Annotated in this window: 18 protein-coding genes; 11 read left to right on the forward strand and 7 right to left on the reverse strand. The window is 67.0% G+C overall.

The window, feature by feature from the left end; translation table 11 throughout:
• Positions 1 to 9: 9 nt before the first annotated feature.
• Together tsf and rpsB are read right to left on the reverse strand one after the other, a co-directional pair.
• The gene (gene tsf / locus A6745_RS16675; RefSeq protein WP_066129493.1) at positions 10 to 885 is read right to left on the reverse strand and encodes a translation elongation factor Ts; all 876 of its coding nucleotides are present in this window, start codon (positions 883 to 885) and stop codon (positions 10 to 12) included.
• Between the two features lie 182 nt (positions 886 to 1067).
• The gene (rpsB, locus tag A6745_RS16680; protein WP_066129496.1) at positions 1068 to 1817 is read right to left on the reverse strand and encodes a 30S ribosomal protein S2; all 750 of its coding nucleotides are present in this window, start codon (positions 1815 to 1817) and stop codon (positions 1068 to 1070) included.
• A 315-nt stretch (positions 1818 to 2132) separates the two neighbouring features.
• On the opposite strand from rpsB, the gene map reads away from it, so the two are divergent.
• From map to A6745_RS16700, 4 genes are all read left to right on the forward strand, one after another.
• Positions 2133 to 2954 carry a type I methionyl aminopeptidase gene (gene map, locus A6745_RS16685; protein WP_066129497.1) on the forward strand — a complete coding sequence of 274 codons (822 nt, stop codon included), beginning with the start codon at positions 2133 to 2135 and terminating at the stop codon, positions 2952 to 2954.
• Between the two features lie 27 nt (positions 2955 to 2981).
• Positions 2982 to 5585: a [protein-PII] uridylyltransferase gene (locus A6745_RS16690; RefSeq protein ID WP_066129500.1), complete on the forward strand. Its 2604-nt coding sequence runs from the start codon at positions 2982 to 2984 to the stop codon at positions 5583 to 5585.
• Positions 5586 to 5652: 67 nt separating this feature from the next.
• The gene (locus tag A6745_RS16695) at positions 5653 to 6366 is read left to right on the forward strand and encodes a MarC family protein (protein WP_066129502.1); all 714 of its coding nucleotides are present in this window, start codon (positions 5653 to 5655) and stop codon (positions 6364 to 6366) included.
• A 101-nt stretch (positions 6367 to 6467) separates the two neighbouring features.
• Positions 6468 to 6950 (forward strand): disulfide bond formation protein B, encoded by a 483-nt coding sequence (locus A6745_RS16700; RefSeq protein WP_066129503.1) that lies wholly within the window; start codon positions 6468 to 6470, stop codon positions 6948 to 6950.
• A gap of 57 nt (positions 6951 to 7007) precedes the next feature.
• Here A6745_RS16700 and purF read toward each other — a convergent pair whose 3' ends face one another.
• The 4 genes from purF to folC all read right to left on the reverse strand — a co-directional run bounded on the left by purF (position 7008) and on the right by folC (position 11291).
• A complete protein-coding gene (gene purF, locus A6745_RS16705; protein ID WP_066129505.1) occupies positions 7008 to 8531 on the reverse strand; it encodes an amidophosphoribosyltransferase in 1524 nt (507 codons plus the stop codon).
• 27 nt (positions 8532 to 8558) lie between these two features.
• Complete coding sequence (locus A6745_RS16710; protein WP_066129508.1) at positions 8559 to 9047, reverse strand: CvpA family protein; 489 nt, start codon at positions 9045 to 9047, stop codon at positions 8559 to 8561.
• Entirely contained in the window at positions 9044 to 9922 is an 879-nt protein-coding gene (locus A6745_RS16715; protein ID WP_066129511.1) for an SPOR domain-containing protein, read from the reverse strand. Before A6745_RS16715 ends, A6745_RS16710 begins: the two co-directional genes overlap by 4 nt.
• A 61-nt stretch (positions 9923 to 9983) precedes the next feature.
• Complete coding sequence (gene folC, locus A6745_RS16720; RefSeq protein ID WP_066129514.1) at positions 9984 to 11291, reverse strand: bifunctional tetrahydrofolate synthase/dihydrofolate synthase; 1308 nt, start codon at positions 11289 to 11291, stop codon at positions 9984 to 9986.
• Between the two features lie 214 nt (positions 11292 to 11505).
• Here folC and A6745_RS16725 point away from each other — a divergent pair, with 214 nt between their 5' ends.
• From A6745_RS16725 to A6745_RS27945, 7 genes are all read left to right on the forward strand, one after another.
• The gene (locus A6745_RS16725; RefSeq protein WP_066129517.1) at positions 11506 to 11892 is read left to right on the forward strand and encodes a flagellar protein FlaG; all 387 of its coding nucleotides are present in this window, start codon (positions 11506 to 11508) and stop codon (positions 11890 to 11892) included.
• A gap of 151 nt (positions 11893 to 12043) precedes the next feature.
• Positions 12044 to 13435 (forward strand): flagellar filament capping protein FliD, encoded by a 1392-nt coding sequence (gene fliD / locus A6745_RS16730; protein ID WP_066129520.1) that lies wholly within the window; start codon positions 12044 to 12046, stop codon positions 13433 to 13435.
• A 15-nt stretch (positions 13436 to 13450) separates the two neighbouring features.
• A complete protein-coding gene (fliS, locus tag A6745_RS16735; protein ID WP_066129523.1) occupies positions 13451 to 13879 on the forward strand; it encodes a flagellar export chaperone FliS in 429 nt (142 codons plus the stop codon).
• A 38-nt stretch (positions 13880 to 13917) separates the two neighbouring features.
• Positions 13918 to 14268 (forward strand): flagellar protein FliT, encoded by a 351-nt coding sequence (locus A6745_RS16740; protein WP_156513432.1) that lies wholly within the window; start codon positions 13918 to 13920, stop codon positions 14266 to 14268.
• Positions 14265 to 15650, forward strand: a complete 1386-nt coding sequence (locus tag A6745_RS16745) for a flagellar hook-length control protein FliK (protein ID WP_066129526.1) — start codon at positions 14265 to 14267, stop codon at positions 15648 to 15650. Before A6745_RS16740 ends, A6745_RS16745 begins: the two co-directional genes overlap by 4 nt.
• Complete coding sequence (locus tag A6745_RS16750) at positions 15647 to 15970, forward strand: EscU/YscU/HrcU family type III secretion system export apparatus switch protein (protein WP_066129529.1); 324 nt, start codon at positions 15647 to 15649, stop codon at positions 15968 to 15970. The genes A6745_RS16745 and A6745_RS16750 overlap by 4 nt, the downstream gene beginning before the upstream one ends.
• 14 nt (positions 15971 to 15984) lie before the next feature.
• The gene (locus A6745_RS27945) at positions 15985 to 16371 is read left to right on the forward strand and encodes a hypothetical protein (RefSeq protein WP_197488178.1); all 387 of its coding nucleotides are present in this window, start codon (positions 15985 to 15987) and stop codon (positions 16369 to 16371) included.
• 47 nt (positions 16372 to 16418) lie between these two features.
• Here A6745_RS27945 and fliE read toward each other — a convergent pair whose 3' ends face one another.
• Positions 16419 to 16751 (reverse strand): flagellar hook-basal body complex protein FliE, encoded by a 333-nt coding sequence (fliE, locus tag A6745_RS16760; RefSeq protein ID WP_066129535.1) that lies wholly within the window; start codon positions 16749 to 16751, stop codon positions 16419 to 16421.
• Positions 16752 to 16861: the final 110 nt, after the last annotated feature.

A 16861-nucleotide genomic window follows, 5' to 3' on the forward strand; every position in this document is an offset into this window, starting at 1 on the left:
GTGGCAGCCTTAGCGGGCGGCTGCGGCGGCGGCGACTTCAGCGGCGAAGTCGGTCGTCTTCTTCTCGATGCCCTCGCCCACCACGTACAGCACGAACTTGCTGATGGTAGCGCCCTTTTCCTTGAGCATCTGTTCAACGCTCAGCTTGTCGTTCTTGACGAACGGCTGGGACAGCAGCGTGACTTCCTTCAGGAACTTCTGGACCGAACCTTCGACCATCTTGGCGACGATGTCGGCCGGCTTGCCCGACTCGGCGGCCTTCTGCTCGGCCACCGAGCGCTCGGTGGCGATGTCTTCGGCGGCGACGCCGTTGGCATCCAGGGCCTTGGGCTTGGTGGCGGCGATGTGCATGGCCAGGTCCTTGCCGACTTCCTCGGCGCCCGAGTACTCGACCAGCACGCCGATGCGGCCGCCGTGCACGTAGCTGGCCAGCGCGTTCGGGGTCTCGATGCGCTCGAAGCGGCGGATCGAGATGTTCTCGCCGATCTTGCCGATCAGGGCGGTGCGGGTCGTGTCGACGGTGCCTTCACCGAACGGCAGGGCCGACAGCGCGGCCACGTCGGCCGGGTTCTGCGTGGCGACCAGTTCGGCCAGCTTGTTGACGAAAGCGACGAAGTCGTCGTTCTTGGCGACGAAGTCGGTCTCGCAGTTCACTTCCAGCACGGCGCCCTGCTTGGCGTCGGCGCTGATGAACAGGCCGATCAGGCCCTCGGCGGTGACGCGGGAGGCAGCCTTGCTGGCCTTGTTACCCAACTTGACGCGCAGCAATTCCTCGGCGCGAGCCAGGTCGCCTTCGGCTTCCGTCAGGGCCTTCTTGCACTCCATCATGGGGGCGTCGGTCTTTTCGCGCAGCTCTTTGACCAGCGCGGCGGTAATTTCAGCCATGGTTTGCTCCAAATTTCGCTAAGACATGCCCCGGAAAGGACCGGGGCAAGGGTATGGATGTTACGAGGCGGACGGCCCCGCCGGCATGCGGCGGGCGGGCGCATTCCGTGCGCCGCGGCTTGGCGGCCGGACGGCGGGCGGGTCACCCCGCCCCATCCTAGCCGCCGGACATGACAGGCGAATTAGGCCTGGCTGTCCTGGACTTCGACGAACTCTTCCTGGCCTTCGCCCAGCTCTTCGACCAGACCGTTGATGTTCTGTTCGCGGCCTTCCAGCACGGCGTCGGCGATGCCCTTGGCGTACAGCGCGATGGCCTTGGCCGAGTCGTCGTTGCCAGGGATGATGTAGTCGATGCCGTCGGGCGAGTGGTTGGTGTCAACCACGGCGACCACCGGAATGCCCAGCACGCGGGCTTCGGCCACGGCGATCTTGTGGTAGCCGACGTCGATGATGAACAGGGCGTCGGGCAGGCCGTTCATGTCCTTGATGCCGCCGATCGACTTGTTCAGCTTGTCCAGCTCGCGCTCGAACAGCAGGCCTTCCTTCTTGATCATGCGCTCGGCGCCGCCTTCGGCGACGACGACTTCCATGTCCTTCAGGCGCTTGATCGAGGTCTTGACCGTCTTGAAGTTGGTCAGCATGCCGCCGAGCCAGCGGGCGTCGACGTAGGGCATGCCGCAACGGGCGGCTTCGGCGGCGACCAGCTCGCGGGCGGCGCGCTTCGTGCCGACGAACAGGATGTTGCCGCCGCGGGCAGCCAGCTGCTTCACGAACTTGGTGGCTTCCTGGTACTTCTCGACCGTCTTTTCCAGGTTGACGATGTGGATCTTGTTACGATGGCCGAAGATGTAGGGAGCCATCTTCGGGTTCCAGTAACGGGTCTGGTGGCCGAAGTGGACGCCGGCTTCGAGCATTTCACGCATGAGGGACATATCAAATCTCCAAGGGTTGGGTCTTGCATCCATGCCAGTACCAGCGGGGTGAATCGGGCAGCTCCATGAAATGAGCCTTAAACGCCCTTTGCTTCCCACCGGACCCTTTGCGGCACGACGCGCGATTTCATTTTGGGTAAAACCCCGACCAGGAACAGCGTATCGAGCCGCCCCTGACCGTCTCTGACAAGAGGTGTGTTTTTACCCTTCCGTTTCCCGAAATTTCGGGAAAGCCTATAATTCTACTATCTTTCCAAGCAACTGCTCAAGTCGCGGCGCACACAAGCACCGTGGGGCGAGCCGAACAAGAGATACATGGGACTCGTAACCGATCCGGCCGACCTGGCCAAAATGCGCGCCGCCTGCCAGGACGCCGCCAAGATCCTCGACTTCATCACCCCCTACGTCAAGCCGGGTGTCACCACGGGCGAGCTCGACCGCCTCTGCCTGCAATACCTGACGGAAGAGCTGAAGGTGAAGTCCGCCACCGTGGGCTACGCGCCGCCGGGCTACCCGCCCTTCCCCGGCGCCATCTGTACGTCCGTCAACCACCAGATCTGCCACGGCATCCCGGGCGACAAGGTGCTGAAGAACGGCGACTCGCTGAACATCGACGTCACCATCATCAAGGACGGCTGGTTCGGCGACACCAGCCGCATGTACCACGTGGGCGAACCGTCGATCCTGTCGCGCCGCCTGGCCGACATCACCTTCGAATGCATGTGGAAGGGCATCCAGCAGGTGCGCAACGGCGCCACGCTGGGCGACGTGGGCTCGGCCATCCAGAAGCACGCGGAGTCGCATGGTTTCTCGGTGGTGCGCGAGTTCTGCGGCCACGGCATCGGCCGCCGCTTCCACGAAGATCCGCAGGTGCTGCATTACGGCAAGCCAGGCACCGGCGTGCGCCTGACCACCGGCATGCTGTTCACCATCGAGCCGATGATCAACGCCGGCCGCCGCGAGATCCGCCAGTTGTCCGATGGCTGGACCGTGGTCACGCGCGATCATAGCCTGTCCGCCCAATGGGAACACGCGGTGTGTGTCACCGAGACCGGCTACGAGGTCCTGACCGTGTCGCCCGGCATGCCGCCCCCGCCGGCCTTCATCACCGAGCCCGTCACCATTCCGGCGCTCTGACCCCGCCGCAACCCGTAGGCCGCCCGCATGGATCCCGTAGACCTCACCCCGATCAAGACGCGCATGCAGGCGGCCCGCGCGGCAGCCATCGCCGAATTCCGCGAGCATCACCGCCCCGATCCGCTGCTGGCCGAACTGCGCCGCATCGTCGACCAGGCGCTGCGCGAGCTGGTGCGGCTATGTCCGCTGCCGGCGGGGGCCACCCTGGCGGCCGTGGGCGGCTATGGGCGCGGCGAACTGTACCCGCACTCCGACGTCGACCTGCTGATCCTGCTGCCGCAGGCGCCCGCCCCCCGGGACGAAGGCGCCATCGAGCAACTGGTGGCCTCGCTCTGGGACCTGGGCCTCGAGCCCGGCCACAGCGTGCGCACCATCGAGGATTGCGAACAGGAGGCCCAGGCCGACATCACCGTCGAGACCGCCCTGCTCGAATCCCGCTGGCTGGCCGGCAGCCGGTCGCTGATGAAGCGTTTCGAGCAGGCCATGCACGACCGGCTCGATGCCCGCGCCTTCTTCCAGGCCAAGCGGGTCGAGATGCAGCAGCGCCATGCGCGCCACCGCGACTCGCCCTATTCGCTCGAACCCAACTGCAAGGAATCCCCTGGCGGCCTGCGCGATCTGCAGGTCATCATGTGGATGGCGCGCGCGGCGGATTTCGGCGGCACCTGGCGTGAAGTCTCGCAGGCCGGCCTGCTCACCCCCACCGAGGCGCGCGACCTGCGCCGCGCCGAACAGGCGTTCAAGCGCCTGCGCATCGAGCTGCACCTGCTGACCGGCCGCCGCGAGGACCGCGTGCTGTTCGACCTGCAATCGGGCCTGGCCGAGGTCTACGGCATCCATGCCACGGCCACGCGGCGCGCCAGCGAACTGCTGATGCAGCGCTATTACTGGGCCGCGCGCCTGGTGACGCAACTCAATGTGATCCTGGTGCAGAACATCGAAGAGCGGCTGTTTCCCCGCCCCGAAGGGGACGCGCGCCAGATCGACGAGGATTTCCGCAACCTGCACGACCGGCTCGACATCGTCCGCGACGACTGCTTCGAGCGCAATCCCACCCTGCTGCTGCGCGCCTTCCTGGTGATGCAGCAGCAGCCCGAACTGAACGGCATGTCGGCGCGCACGATGCGCGCCATCTGGCATTCGCGCCATCGCATCGACGCGCAATTCCGCCGCAATCCGGTCAACCGCAGGCTGTTCCTGCAGATCCTGCAGCAGCCGCGCGGCATCGTGCACGAACTGCGCCGGATGACGATGCTGAATATCCTGCCGCGCTACCTGCCGGTGTTCCGCCGCATCGTCGGGCAGATGCAGCACGATCTGTTCCACGTCTATACCGTCGACCAGCACACGCTGGCCGTGGTGCGCAACGTGCGGCGCTTCACCATGCCCGAGCACGCCCAGGAATACCCCTTTGCCAGCCAGTTGATCGCCAGCCTGGACGACCACTGGGTGCTGTACGTGGCCGCGCTGTTCCACGACATCGCCAAGGGCCGGGGCGGCGATCATTCCGAGCTGGGCGCGCGCGAGGTGCGACGCTTCGCGCACGATCACGGCATGGACCCGGCGGACGCCGAACTGGCCGAATTCCTGGTGCGCCAGCACCTGCTGATGTCCGCCGTGGCGCAGAAGCGCGACCTGAGCGATCCCGCCGTGGTGCAGGAGTTCGCCGCCCAGGTCGGCGACGAACGCCACCTGACCGCCCTGTACCTGCTGACGGTCGCCGACATCCGCGGCACCAGCCCCAAGGTCTGGAATGCCTGGAAGGGCAAGCTGCTGGAAGACCTGTATCGCCTGACGCTGGCGGCCCTGGGCGGCGCGCATCCCGACGCCCACACCGTGCTGTCGCAGCGCAAAGAGGAAGCCGCCAGCCTGACCCGGCTGGCCGGCCTGCGCGACGATGCCCGCGAGGCCTTCTGGCGCCAGCTGGACGTGGCCTATTTCCTGCGCCACGACGCCTCGGAAATCGCCTGGCACACCCGCCATCTGTACTACCAGGTGGCGCCCGACCGCCCGGTGGTGCGCGCCCGCCCCACCGAACAGGGCGAAGGCCTGCAGATCATGGTCTACACGCCCGACGTTCCCGACCTGTTCGTCAACACCTGCGCTTATTTCGACGCCAAGTCGCTCAGCATCCAGGATGCCCGCGTGCACACCACGCGGCACGGCTGGGCGCTGGACAGCTATATCGTGCTGCCGCCCGAGGGCCAGTCCGACCTGCGCACCCTGGCCCCGCTGGTCGAGCACGAACTGGCCGAAAGGCTCAGCCTGCCGCGCGACGTGGCGGCGCAACTGCCGCCCGTGCGGCACTACCGGTCGCGCCAGTCCCGCCTGTCCAAGCTGTTCCCGGTCATGCCGCAAGCCGAGCTCGATCCGGACGAGGGCAGCCGCTCGTGGCGCCTGTCGGTCATCGCCACCGATCGCCCGGGCCTGCTGCACGCCCTGGGCCGCGTGTTCGCCGACAACGGCGTCAGCCTGATCATGGCCAAGATCATGACGCTGGGCGACCGCGTGGAGGACGTGTTCATCATCTCGGGCTCCGCGCTGGAGCGGCCACGCACGCAGATGCAGTTCGAACGCGCGGTGCTGCGGGCCCTGGCGGGCGACGAGGCACCACAGCAGGCGGCGGCCTGATCGCGGCGGGCCCAGGACCCGTTCCCGCATAAAATCGCCGTTTTCTTCCCTCGTGGGGCCAGCCGGCATGCCGTACAACGAATACCTGCTCGTCTTCGGCCGCAGTTTTCTCTTCGCGCTGGCCACCTTGCTGCCGTTCCTGAATCCGCCCGCCGTCGCGCCCATCTTCTGGACGCTGACCGAAGGCGCGTCCGCGCAGACACGCGCCAGCCTGTCCAAGCGCGTCGCCATCAACGTCATGCTGATGATGACCATCGCCATGGTCGCCGGCAACCTGCTGCTGAGCTTCTTCGGCATTTCGCTGGCCATCGTGCGCGTGGGCGGCGGCATCCTGGTCATCCATAGCGCCTGGCGGCTGGTGAACTCGCCCGACGCCGATACCAGCCGGGTGGCCCGCATGGCCGAATCGTTCACGCCCGAAATGGCGCGCTCGCGGGCCTTCTATCCCCTCACATTCCCCATCAGTTGCGGCCCCGGCACCATCGCGGCCGCCATCACGGTCGGCGCCTCGCTGCGCGACCACAATCCGCTGCTCAGCGCGGTGCGGCTGGCCGGCTCGCTGCCGGGACTGGTGGTGGTGTCGCTGGCGCTGTACGCCTGCCTGCGCTTCGCCGCCCAGATCCTGCACCGCCTGGGCGAAAACGGCACCGCGGTGTTCATGCGCCTGTCCGCGTTCATCCTGTTGTGCCTGGGCGTGCAGATCTTCTGGGACGGCTCGCGCGAACTGCTGCTGGAATTGATGCGCCAGGGCATGCAACCAATTGCCGCGCCGCCAGCCTAATCGAGGCCCGCGCCGCGGGCCGGCCCATGCCGCCTTACCGTGGCAACCCGCCAGCCAACGCCTGAATCCCCTTCCAACCCATACACCGCGCCCCCCTCGCCATGCCCTCCTCTCGCAAGCGTCCGTTGCTTCTGATCAGCTTCCTGAGCTTCGCCGCCATCGGCATCGCGCTCATCTCGCAGCACGTCTACGACTATGCCCCGTGCGCGTGGTGCGTGTTCCAGCGCCTTATCTACCTGACCATCGGCATCGTCGCCCTGCTGGGCGCGGCAGGCGGGCCCGTGGCGGCCCGCATTGCCGGCGTGCTGACGGCGATCCTGTCGGCCGGGGGGATCGTGGCCGCCTGGTACCAGTACACGGTGGCCGCCAAGATGCTGTCGTGCGACCAGACGTTCGCCGACCGCTTCATGGTGTCCACCGGCCTGGACGGCGCGGTGCCATGGCTTTTCGGCATTTTCGCCACCTGCATGGACGCCTCGGTGGAGGTGCTGGGGGTGGAATATGCACTCTGGAGCCTGGCGCTGTTCGCCATCGTGCTGCTGGTATCGCTGGCGGCGGCATTGCGCGGCGGCAGCCGGGCATGATCCCGGCGCCCGGCGAATGCCGGGCCGCCACGCGCCGGAGTGGGCTGACCGTGGGTCTTACTGGTCGTTGGCCGCGTAGCCCATGTTGAACTGCAGACCGCCGCTGCGCTCTTCGTCGCCCGAACTGCCCTCGCGCGACTGGCTCAGGCGAGCCAGGTATTCGGCGGTGATGTCGCCGGTGATGTACTGGCCATCGAAGCACGAGGCCTCGAAGCGCGACAGCGCGGGATTGATGTCGCGCACCGCCTGCTGCATGTCTTCCAGGTCCTGGTAGACCAGCGCATCCGCGCCGATGGCGCGTGCGATCTCCTCGTCGCTGCGGCCGGTGGCGATCAGCTCCTGCTGCGTCGGCATGTCGATGCCGTACACGTTGGGATAACGCACCGGAGGCGCTGCCGAGGCGAAATACACCTTGTTGGCGCCGGCGGCACGGGCCATTTCGACGATTTCGCGGCTGGTGGTGCCGCGCACGATCGAATCGTCGACCAGCAGCACGTTCTTGCCCTTGAACTCTTCGCCGATGGTGTTCAGCTTCTGGCGCACCGACTTCCGGCGCACGGCCTGGCCCGGCATGATGAACGTGCGGCCCACGTAGCGGTTCTTGATGAGCCCCTCGCGGTAATCCAGGTTCAGGCGGGCGGCCAGTTGCATGGCGGCCGGACGCGACGAATCGGGAATCGGCATGACCACGTCGATGTCGCCCAGGCGCATGTTGCGCGCCAGCTTGTCGGCCAGGTATTCCCCCATGCGCAGGCGGGCGCTGTACACCGACACGCCGTCGATCAGCGAATCGGGCCGGGCGAAGTACACGTATTCGAAGATGCAGGGCACCAGTTGCGGATTGTCGGCGCACTGGCGGCTGACCAGGCGGCCGTCCAGATCGATGAACACGGCCTCGCCGGGTTCGACGTCGCGCACGAAGCTGAAGCCGCTGCCTTCCAGCGCCACGGATTCGGAGGCCACCATCCACTCGACGCCCTCTTCGGTTTCCTGGCGGCCGATGCACAGCGGACGGATACCGAAAGGATCACGGAAGGCCAGCAGGCCATAGCCCGAAATCTGGGCCACCACGGCGTAGGCGCCGCGCACCCGCTTGTGCAAGGCAGCCACCGCACGGAACATCGCGTCGTCGTCCAGCGACACGCCATTGGCCGCCGACTGCAGCTCGTGGGCCAGCACGTTCAGCAGGACTTCGGAGTCGGAATTGGTGTTGATGTGGCGGCGATCGACGCGGTAGAGCGACTCGCGCAGTTCGCGCCAGTTGGTCAGATTGCCGTTGTGGGCGAACATGATGCCGAACGGCGCGTTCACGTAGAACGGCTGGGCCTCTTCCTCGCTGGCGCTGGAGCCGGCCGTGGGGTAGCGCACCTGACCCACTCCGGTGGAGCCGGGAAGCGCGCGCATGTTCCGGGTGCGGAACACGTCGCGCACCAGGCCGTGGGCCTTGAACATGTTGAAGGTATTGCCGCTGGACGTTGCGATGCCCGCGGCGTCCTGGCCACGGTGCTGCAACAGCAGCAGGCTGTCATAGAGCAGCTGGTTGACCGGCCCGCGCCCGATGACCCCGACGATTCCACACATGGTAGTTCCTGTTAAATAAAGCGAATATCAGTACGGCAGGTATTCCGCCAGCGTAGGCGGCAGCCATGACTTGATATGTTTGACGGCCTCGACCGCCGAATGCGAAAACATGGCCCCTTCCCACCAAGGCTCCTTGGGAAGCGGCGTATAACCCGCCGCGGCGACCAGGACCACGATGATCAGCAGGCCGCGCGCCAATCCGAACATGGCGCCCAGTCCGTGGTCCGCCGGGCCAAGCCCGGTGGTGCGGATCAACGCCGACAATGTCATGTTGACCAGCCCCACGCCCAGCAGCACCACGATGAACACCACCGCATAGGACACCGCCATGCGCAGCAACGTGGTTTCGATATAGGGCTCGAGCCAGCCGTAGACCGTTGGCCCCCACCAGATCGCCGCGGCGAACGCCGCCAGATAGGCGATCAGCGACAGCAACTCTTTCAGCAGGCCCCGGACCAGCCCCAGCACACCGGAGACCGCCAGAATGGCCAGGACGACGAAATCGAACCCCGTCACTGCGCGGCAATGAAACCGTTGTCGTAGCCCAGCGTGCGCAAGCGCGCCTGGGCCGCCTGGGCCGCCTCACGCGACGGAAACGGTCCGACTCGCAGGCGGTACTGTTGCTTGCCGTTGATGCTGGCCTGCTCGACGAATGCATTGGTGATGCCTGCCTGGTGCAATTGCGTGCGGCGCGACTGTGCGTCGGCCTGCGCGCCGTACGAGGCGATCTGCAACACGAAATTGCCCGCCTGCGCCGGTTTGGCGGCGGGCGCCTGCTGCGAGGCGGCGGGCGCCGGACGGCCTTCGAGCAGCGCCATGGCGCGCGCGCCGTCGTCGGTGCGCGTGTTGTTCGCGGGCGGCTTGGCGGGCGTCTCGGGCTTGGCGGGCTCGGGTCTGGGCTCGGCCGGCTTCGTCTCGACCGGCTTGGGCGGCGTGACGGGATGCGCGGGAGAAACCGGCACGGTGTTGTTGGCGATCTGGCCCGGCACGGGCGGCGCCGGCGTCTGCGCCGCAGGCGGCGTGGCCGGCTGGCTTTGCGCCTGCGGGGCTTGGCTTTGAGCCGCGGCCGTATCAGCGGCCGGATCGGTTGCCGCAGTGCCATTGGTGGCGGGCGCCGGGCCCGGCCGCGCCTGCGGATCGGTGACCTGCGGCTGGTACGGCGTGTCGCGGCTGGGAATGCGGATGGGGATGTCGTCGGCGACCGGCACGGGCTCGGAATCGAGCACCATCGGCAGCACGATGACGGCGGCCAGTACCAGCACCACGGCGCCGGCCAGCCGGCGGCGCGCACGGCCACGCAACTCGGCTGCCTGGGCTTCGCTGGAGACGGATGGACGCGGCCGCGACGAACCCATGTCAGCGGCGGAATCTTTGCGTGTGAACAATCCCATTCGAGATCAACCCCTGGCGGCCGGATAAGGCATCCGGCCTGTCTGCGCCCAGTTCGGTGCCCTATCCACGACGGCCCAGTGCCTGCAAGACGGCGGCCACGGTCAGGAAGGACCCGAACACGAGAATTCTATCACCCTCGCCCGCGGCGGCCCGTGCCGCGGCATGGGCGGCGGCGGGGTCGTCGAAGGCCTGCACGGAAGGACCTTCGGCCCCTGCCGGCGTCACCGGCAAGGCGGCCCGGACCTGATCGGCCAACGCATGCGGCGCCAGCCCGCGCGGTCCGGGAAGGCCCGCGCAATACCAATGATCGATGCGTGTGCCGATCTTGGCGACGACCCCCGCGATGTCCTTGTCGGACAGCATGCCGAACACCGCATGCGTATAGGGATGGAACCCCATGTTGTCCAGGTTCTGCGCCAGCACGGCGGCCGCGTGCGGATTGTGCGCGACGTCCAGGATGACCAGCGGCTGGCCCGGCAGGATCTGAAACCGGCCCGGCAGCGAGGCCTGCAGCAGGCCGATGCGCACGGCCTGCTGCGGAACCGGCAGGCGATCGCGGACCGACTCCAGCGCGGCCAGCGCGGCGGAGGCATTGAGCAATTGATTGGCCCCGCGCAGCGCCGGATAGGCCAGCGCGGGGCGGCGCTGCTCGCGGCCGCCATAGGCCCATTGCTGGCGGTCGCCCGAATAATTGAAGTCGCGCGTGAACAGCCACAGGTCGGCGCCGATGGCGGCCGCGTGGTCCAGCAGCGATTGCGGCGGAACAGGGTCACTGCAGACGGCCGGCTTGCCCGCGCGGAAGATATGCGCCTTCTCGAAGCCGATCTTCTCGCGCGTGTCGCCCAGGTAATCCATATGGTCGAGATCGACGCTGGTGACGACGGCGCAGTCGGCGTCCACGATATTGACGGCGTCCAGCCGGCCACCCAGGCCGACCTCGAGCACGACGGCGTCCAGGCCGGCCTGCGAGAACATCCGCAGCACGGCCAGCGTGGTGAATTCGAAATAGGTCAGGCTGGTGCCGCCGCGCGCCGCCTCGACGGCCTGGAATTGCTCGACGAAGGCGGCGTCGGAGGCGATTTCGCCATTGATGCGGGCGCGCTCGTTGAAATCGATCAGGTGCGGCGAGGTGTACAGCCCCACCTTGTAGCCGGCGGCCAGCAGGATGGCCTCGAGCATGGCACAGGTCGACCCCTTGCCGTTGGTGCCGCCCACCACGAACTTGACCGCATCAAGTTCGATGCCGAGCCGCTGCGCGACGGCGCCGACCCGCTCCAGCCCCAAATCGATGGTTTGGGAATGCAGGGACTCCAGGTACTGCAGCCAGCCGCTGAGTGGCGTGGCGGCATCGGGACGCGAAAGCGGCATAAACAGCGACACGAAAATGAAACACGCGCAAGTGTACCAGCCGCTTCCGCGTTTACCCGCATGTCCGCACGGCAAGCGGGGTCGAAAGACGGTTCTCGCCGCCCCTGCGGACAGACCGCCGGGCCCTCCTAAAGTTCAGTGCCGGCCTGCCGTTATCGGTACTGAGATTTTGCTGACACCGAACGCGCCCCCACCTCGCCGGAGCCGAAACATCATGGCCGTAAGTCCGCTTCATCCTGCCGCCGCAGTTGCCGCGGCTCCCGCCCCCACCCCGGCCACGCCTGTTGCCGTCGATTCCGCCGTGGTCATCACGCCAGTCGGCAACGCCACCGACAGCAGCGGCGCGCGCGACACCGGTTCCGATCCCTCGCAGCAACAGCCGCAATCGGTCGAGAAGGCGCTCGAGGACATCAATGAGCAGATGAAGGCCTGGTCCACCCAGCTACAGTTCGAAGTCGACCCCGACATCAACCGGGTGGTGGTGTCCGTGGTCGACTCCAAGACGGGCGACGTCGTGCGCACCATCCCATCCGACGCCGTGCTGCGCATCGCGAAGATGATCGTGAAACTGCAAGGCAACGCGGTGGAAACCTCGGCCTGACCGGCCGGCAGACACCCTGTATATTGCAACAAACGCACCAAATTGGTGCATTTATTTCAAGTTCTTTGAAATAGCCCAACGTTGTGCCGCTTCCCGGCCGATCGATTGGACGTTTTTTTGACAGAATTCTATCGCTAGCAAGGAGTCTTTCATGGCCACCATTACCTCATTGGGCGCCGGCACATCACTGGAACTGGAAACCATCATCACCCAGTTGCAGGAGGCGAACCAAACCACCCTGGACGCGATCACCTCGCGTCAGGAAAGCTATGAGGTAAAAATCTCGTCGTTCAGCCAGATCACCAGCAGTGTCCAGTCCCTGCTGGACGCCGCCAAGGCGCTGGGCAAGAGCGACACCTTGAACGCCGTGAAAAGCGCCATCACCGGCGACAGCATCACCGTGACGACCACCACGGGCGCCACGCCGGGCCAGTACTCCTTGCAGGTCGATGCCGTGGCCACCGCGCAACGCCTGCAGTCCGCGTCGCCCACCAACGCCACGGCCAAGCACGGCACCAGCGCCACCCTCGAAATCGAACTGCAGGACGGCACCAAGACGTCCATCAGCGTCACCGACACCTCGCTGCAGGGCGTGGCCAAGGCCATCAACGCCAATGACGCGGCCGGCGTGCACGCCACCATCATCAACGATGGCAACGGCGGCTCCTACCTGTCCCTGACCAGCAAGAAAACAGGCGAGGCAAATGCCGTCTCGAAGATTTCCGTGTCGGGCAACGACGGCAACCTCGGCTCGCTGCTGAACTTCGATGCCGCGAACGCCGGCGGCGGCCTGACCGAGACCAAGGCTACCGACGCCCTGCTCACCGTCAACGGCATCCAGGTCAAGAGCGCCACCAACAGCGTCAGCGACGCGGTCAGCGGCGTCACCTTCCAGATCGCGCCCGATGCCGAAGTGGGCGACACGGCCATCGCCACCATCACCAGCGACCCGCAGGCCATCAAGGACGCCGTCACCAAGTTCGTGACCGCCTACAACTCGCTGCAGACCACGCTGTACAACCTGACCGCCTTCGACGTCGCCGCCGAGCAGCAAAGCCCGCTGACCGGCGACAGCACGGTCCGCAACATCCAGAGCAGCCTGGCCAGCGCCCTGCAGGTCGTCAGCGGCGAAGGCACGCTGCAGACGCTTGGCGCGCTGGGCATCAATTCCAACCCCGACAAGGTGGCCGGCGTCGCCGGCACGCTGAGCGTGGACGCCACCAAGCTGGCCGACGCGCTGGCCAACAACCCCGCCGATGTCGAGCGCGTGCTGGCCGGCACCAAGGGCCTGGTCGCCTCCGTCACCAAGGCCACGGATTCGATCCTGGGCACCGGCGGTTCCATCAAGAACCGCCAGAACGGCCTGCAGGAAACCGTCGATGCGCTCAAAGAGCAGCACGACAACACCGAAACCCGCCTGAACAGCGAGCTGGACACCATGCGCGCCCAATTCGTGCAGCTCAGCGTGCTGGTGGCGCAGATGAACAGCACCAGCAGCTACCTTACCCAGCAATTCGCCGCCCTGTCGTCGTCCACCAAGTAATTACTCCGACGTCCCATGACCTACGCCTCGCGCCGCCCTACGGGCTCTTACTCGGTTCGTTCCTATACGGACATCGGCCTGGAAACCCAGGTATTGAGCGCCGGGCCGGAGCGTTTGATCACGCTGCTGTTCAGTGGCGCGCGGGCGGCGATCGCGCAAGCCCGCATCCACATGGAAGCGGGCCGCATCGCCGAGCGCGGCGCGGCCATCAGCAAGGCTGCCCGCATCGTCGAGGAAGGCCTGAAACAAGGTCTCAACATGGAAGTTGGCGGCGAGATCGCCGCCAATCTCTCCCGCCTGTACGACTTCATACTCCGCGCCCTGCTCACGGCCAACCTGAAGGCCGATACCGAGCAACTGGACATCGCAGACCAACTGCTGGCCGAACTGGCCGATGCCTGGCAGCAATCCGTGGACGCACACCCGTCCGCCAATCCGGCCTGATTCGCGGCCACCCAGCGCGCCTCGATTGCGAGACCTTTATGCCGTCCCTCATGCAGCATGCCCCTGCCCTCGATTTGTATCTAGACATTGCAAATATAACCAGTGCAATGCTTAATGCCGCACAGCTGGACGACTGGGATTCGGTAATGGTCTACGGCCAGCAGTATTGCGAAACCGTTGAGCGCCTGCGCGACCTCGAACCCGGCCAGCCGCTGGACGAGGCGGGACGCAGCATGAAACATGATCTGCTGGTGCGCATTCTCGAAAATGACGCCGCGGTGCGCGACCTCGCCCTGCCGCAACTGGCGCGCCTGAGCACCCTGCTGGGCCGCATGAAGCGCCAGCAATCGCTGCTGGCGGCCTATCGGGGTCAAACGGCGGGCAAATGAGTATTGGTCCCCCCGCGCTAGGCAACATCCTGGTCCAGCGGCTCGATGCCGTGCTGGGGACCACGATGGCGGCGCATGCCAATCTGATTTCCGGCGCACGCCCCGACGCGGTCACGCAGCCCGGCGAAAGTGCTCGCCCCGACGGAACGGAAAACGCCACGCGCGGCCCCCGCCAGGGGGTGGACACGGTCGACGGCGCCGGCAACGGCCGGCAGAACGCCATCACCGATGCCAAGACGGCTGCCGCCCTGGCGCTGGCCGCGCGCGGGCTGGTCACACGTAGCGATCTCACCGCCTCGGCCCCCACGACGCTGGGCATGACCGCACGCACGATCCTGACCTTGCTGGCCCTGTTCCCCGAAAAAGCCCCTCCCATTGCCGGACGCGCGCCGCTGTGGACGCCAGCCGCCGGCGACGACGCTTCCCCGGACTCTCCCTCCGGCCCTCGCACGGGCGCCCCGGCAACGGCGACCGGTGGCGGCAACGCCGGCCAGGCATCCGCCGGGGCATCCACAGGCGGCGCCACGCCCGCGAGCGCCCAGGCGCCGCAAACAGGCACGGCCTCGCAAGCCCAGGCCGGTACCGCCTCGCAAACGCAGACTGGCACCGCCTCGCAAGCCCAGGCCGGCACCGCCCGCCCGGCGCAGGCCCCCGCGGCAGGCGAGACGGCCCCGGTTGCGCCGCGGGCCGACACGCCGCCGCCCGCGGCGCTGGCGCAAGCCTTGCGCTCGGTGCTGCAGAACAGCGGGCTGTTCTACGAGTCGCACCTGACCCAGATGGCCTACGGCCAGCGCACGCCTGGACAGTTGGCCGCCGAACCCCAGGCCGGGATGCGCATGCCCCCGGGCCAGGCGGACGCGGCCGCGTCGGCCGCGCGCCAGGCGATGACGGATGCGCTTGCGCCGCGCGACACGGCCCAGCAGCCCTCCTCCACCAGCAGCGCCACGGTATCCCTGAGCGGCGGTGGCCAGCCCTCCTCGCCCGCCCAGGCATTGGCCAGCATCCACCCGGACGCCACGCTGCTGGTGCGCCAGCAACTGGACGTGCTGGCCAACCAATCGGTCGCGTGGCAGGGCCAGCCCTGGCCCGATACCGAAATGGAGTGGGAAGTCGAGCGCGACCGCACCGCAGGCGGCACGGAAATCGAAGACGGCCACTGGGCCACCCGCATCAAGCTGGACCTGCCGCGCCTGGGACTGGTCGAGGCGCGCATCAACCTCGTGGACAACCAATTGATGATGCATCTGGCGGCGCCGCGCAGCGCCGCCGAACTCAGCCGCCACGGTGACGGCCTGCGCCAGCGCATGACGGCGGCCGGGCTGACCCTGACCCAGCTCAACGTCGACGTCCTCCCGCCTTCGCCTTTCGTCATTGAGCCATGATCGACACGCCCACGTCCGACGATCCGGACCGCCGCGCCGCCGTCGCCATCTCGTACGACGAACAGGACAACGCGCCTCGGGTCGTTGCAAAAGGCTATGGCAAGCTGGCCGACATGATCGTCCGCAACGCGCGCGAGCACGATCTGTATGTGCACGAATCGACCGAGCTGGTGGGCTTGCTCATGCAGGTGGACCTCGATTCGCAGATTCCGCCCCAGCTCTACACCGCCGTGGCCGAGTTGCTTGCCTGGCTGTACCGCCTGGAAGCCCGCGACGCCCCGGCGCTGCCGCCGCCGATCGGCCCGCGCCCCTCGGCCTGACGGGGACGGCAATCGTGCACACCCCGTCCCACGCACCGGATCACGAGGATTGGCTGCAAAGCCCCGCGGACATCCGCGGCGCGTTATCTTCGCTGGCGCACCCGTCCAGCGCCATCCAGGCGCGGGACAGCCAAGGCATGCAATGGGCGGTGAGGCTGCTGGGCCTGGACGCACGTTCCAGGGTGTTCTTCTGGCGGCTCGATGGCGCCCTGCCGCGCTACGCCGATGACCTGGCCAGGCGCCTGGCCAAGGCGCCGCTGGAGTTCACGGCGACACTGCACGACGGCACCTGGCTGCAATTCCAGACGGGCCAATCTTCGCCGGTACGTTTCGATGACGGCAGCATGCTGATGGTTTCGCCGTTTCCGCACCGCTTGCGCCACGAATTCGGGCCGCACTGATGCCTGGCCGCCCCACGGGACGGCCCCGCCGGGCGGCGGCGCAGAGATCAGATCGACATCGACGAGACTTCGCGGTAAGCCGATACCAGGCGGTTACGGACCTGCACCGCGGTCTGGAAGCCGATGCTGGCTTTCTGCAGATCGATCATGACGTCGTTCAACGAGACGTCAGGCGCGCCCAGCTCGAACGCCTGCGCCTGCGCGCCGGCCGCCTTCTGCGCGGCGGACACGCGGCGGATGGAGTCGGCCAGCTCGGAGGCGAAGCCCGACGGCGCGGGCGACAACTGGGCGGGGTCGGACACGCCGCTCTGGGCAGTGCGCACCACGGCGCGCATCTGTTGCAACATGCTTTCGATGCCGGACAGGCCAGAAACCGCCATGGAAGATACCTCGGACGTCAAACGGGACAATGGCAGCAAGCGTACCGCGGCGGCCGATTTCCCATAACGCCTAAAAGGCGGCAAAAACCCGGGCAGTTCCGCTCTGTGCG

The sequence above is a fragment of the Bordetella ansorpii genome, assembly GCF_900078705.1.
Taxonomy (GTDB): domain Bacteria; phylum Pseudomonadota; class Gammaproteobacteria; order Burkholderiales; family Burkholderiaceae_B; genus Bordetella; species Bordetella ansorpii_A.

Excerpts from the sequence above, each read along its gene's own strand:
- rpsB (WP_066129496.1), bottom strand. The coding sequence starts at position 1,817 with ATGTCCCTCATGCGTGAAATGCTCGAAGCCGGCGTCCACTTCGGCCAC.
- A6745_RS16715 (WP_066129511.1), bottom strand. The coding sequence starts at position 9,922 with ATGGGATTGTTCACACGCAAAGATTCCGCCGCTGACATGGGTTCGTCG.
- A6745_RS16700 (WP_066129503.1), top strand. The coding sequence starts at position 6,468 with ATGCCCTCCTCTCGCAAGCGTCCGTTGCTTCTGATCAGCTTCCTGAGC.
- fliE (WP_066129535.1), bottom strand. The coding sequence starts at position 16,751 with ATGGCGGTTTCTGGCCTGTCCGGCATCGAAAGCATGTTGCAACAGATG.
- A6745_RS16745 (WP_066129526.1), top strand. The coding sequence starts at position 14,265 with ATGAGTATTGGTCCCCCCGCGCTAGGCAACATCCTGGTCCAGCGGCTC.
- fliD (WP_066129520.1), top strand. The coding sequence starts at position 12,044 with ATGGCCACCATTACCTCATTGGGCGCCGGCACATCACTGGAACTGGAA.
- folC (WP_066129514.1), bottom strand. The coding sequence starts at position 11,291 with ATGCCGCTTTCGCGTCCCGATGCCGCCACGCCACTCAGCGGCTGGCTG.
- A6745_RS16690 (WP_066129500.1), top strand. The coding sequence starts at position 2,982 with ATGGATCCCGTAGACCTCACCCCGATCAAGACGCGCATGCAGGCGGCC.
- tsf (WP_066129493.1), bottom strand. The coding sequence starts at position 885 with ATGGCTGAAATTACCGCCGCGCTGGTCAAAGAGCTGCGCGAAAAGACC.
- map (WP_066129497.1), top strand. The coding sequence starts at position 2,133 with ATGGGACTCGTAACCGATCCGGCCGACCTGGCCAAAATGCGCGCCGCC.
- A6745_RS16750 (WP_066129529.1), top strand. The coding sequence starts at position 15,647 with ATGATCGACACGCCCACGTCCGACGATCCGGACCGCCGCGCCGCCGTC.
- A6745_RS16695 (WP_066129502.1), top strand. The coding sequence starts at position 5,653 with ATGCCGTACAACGAATACCTGCTCGTCTTCGGCCGCAGTTTTCTCTTC.
- A6745_RS16740 (WP_156513432.1), top strand. The coding sequence starts at position 13,918 with ATGCCGTCCCTCATGCAGCATGCCCCTGCCCTCGATTTGTATCTAGAC.
- fliS (WP_066129523.1), top strand. The coding sequence starts at position 13,451 with ATGACCTACGCCTCGCGCCGCCCTACGGGCTCTTACTCGGTTCGTTCC.
- purF (WP_066129505.1), bottom strand. The coding sequence starts at position 8,531 with ATGTGTGGAATCGTCGGGGTCATCGGGCGCGGGCCGGTCAACCAGCTG.
- A6745_RS16725 (WP_066129517.1), top strand. The coding sequence starts at position 11,506 with ATGGCCGTAAGTCCGCTTCATCCTGCCGCCGCAGTTGCCGCGGCTCCC.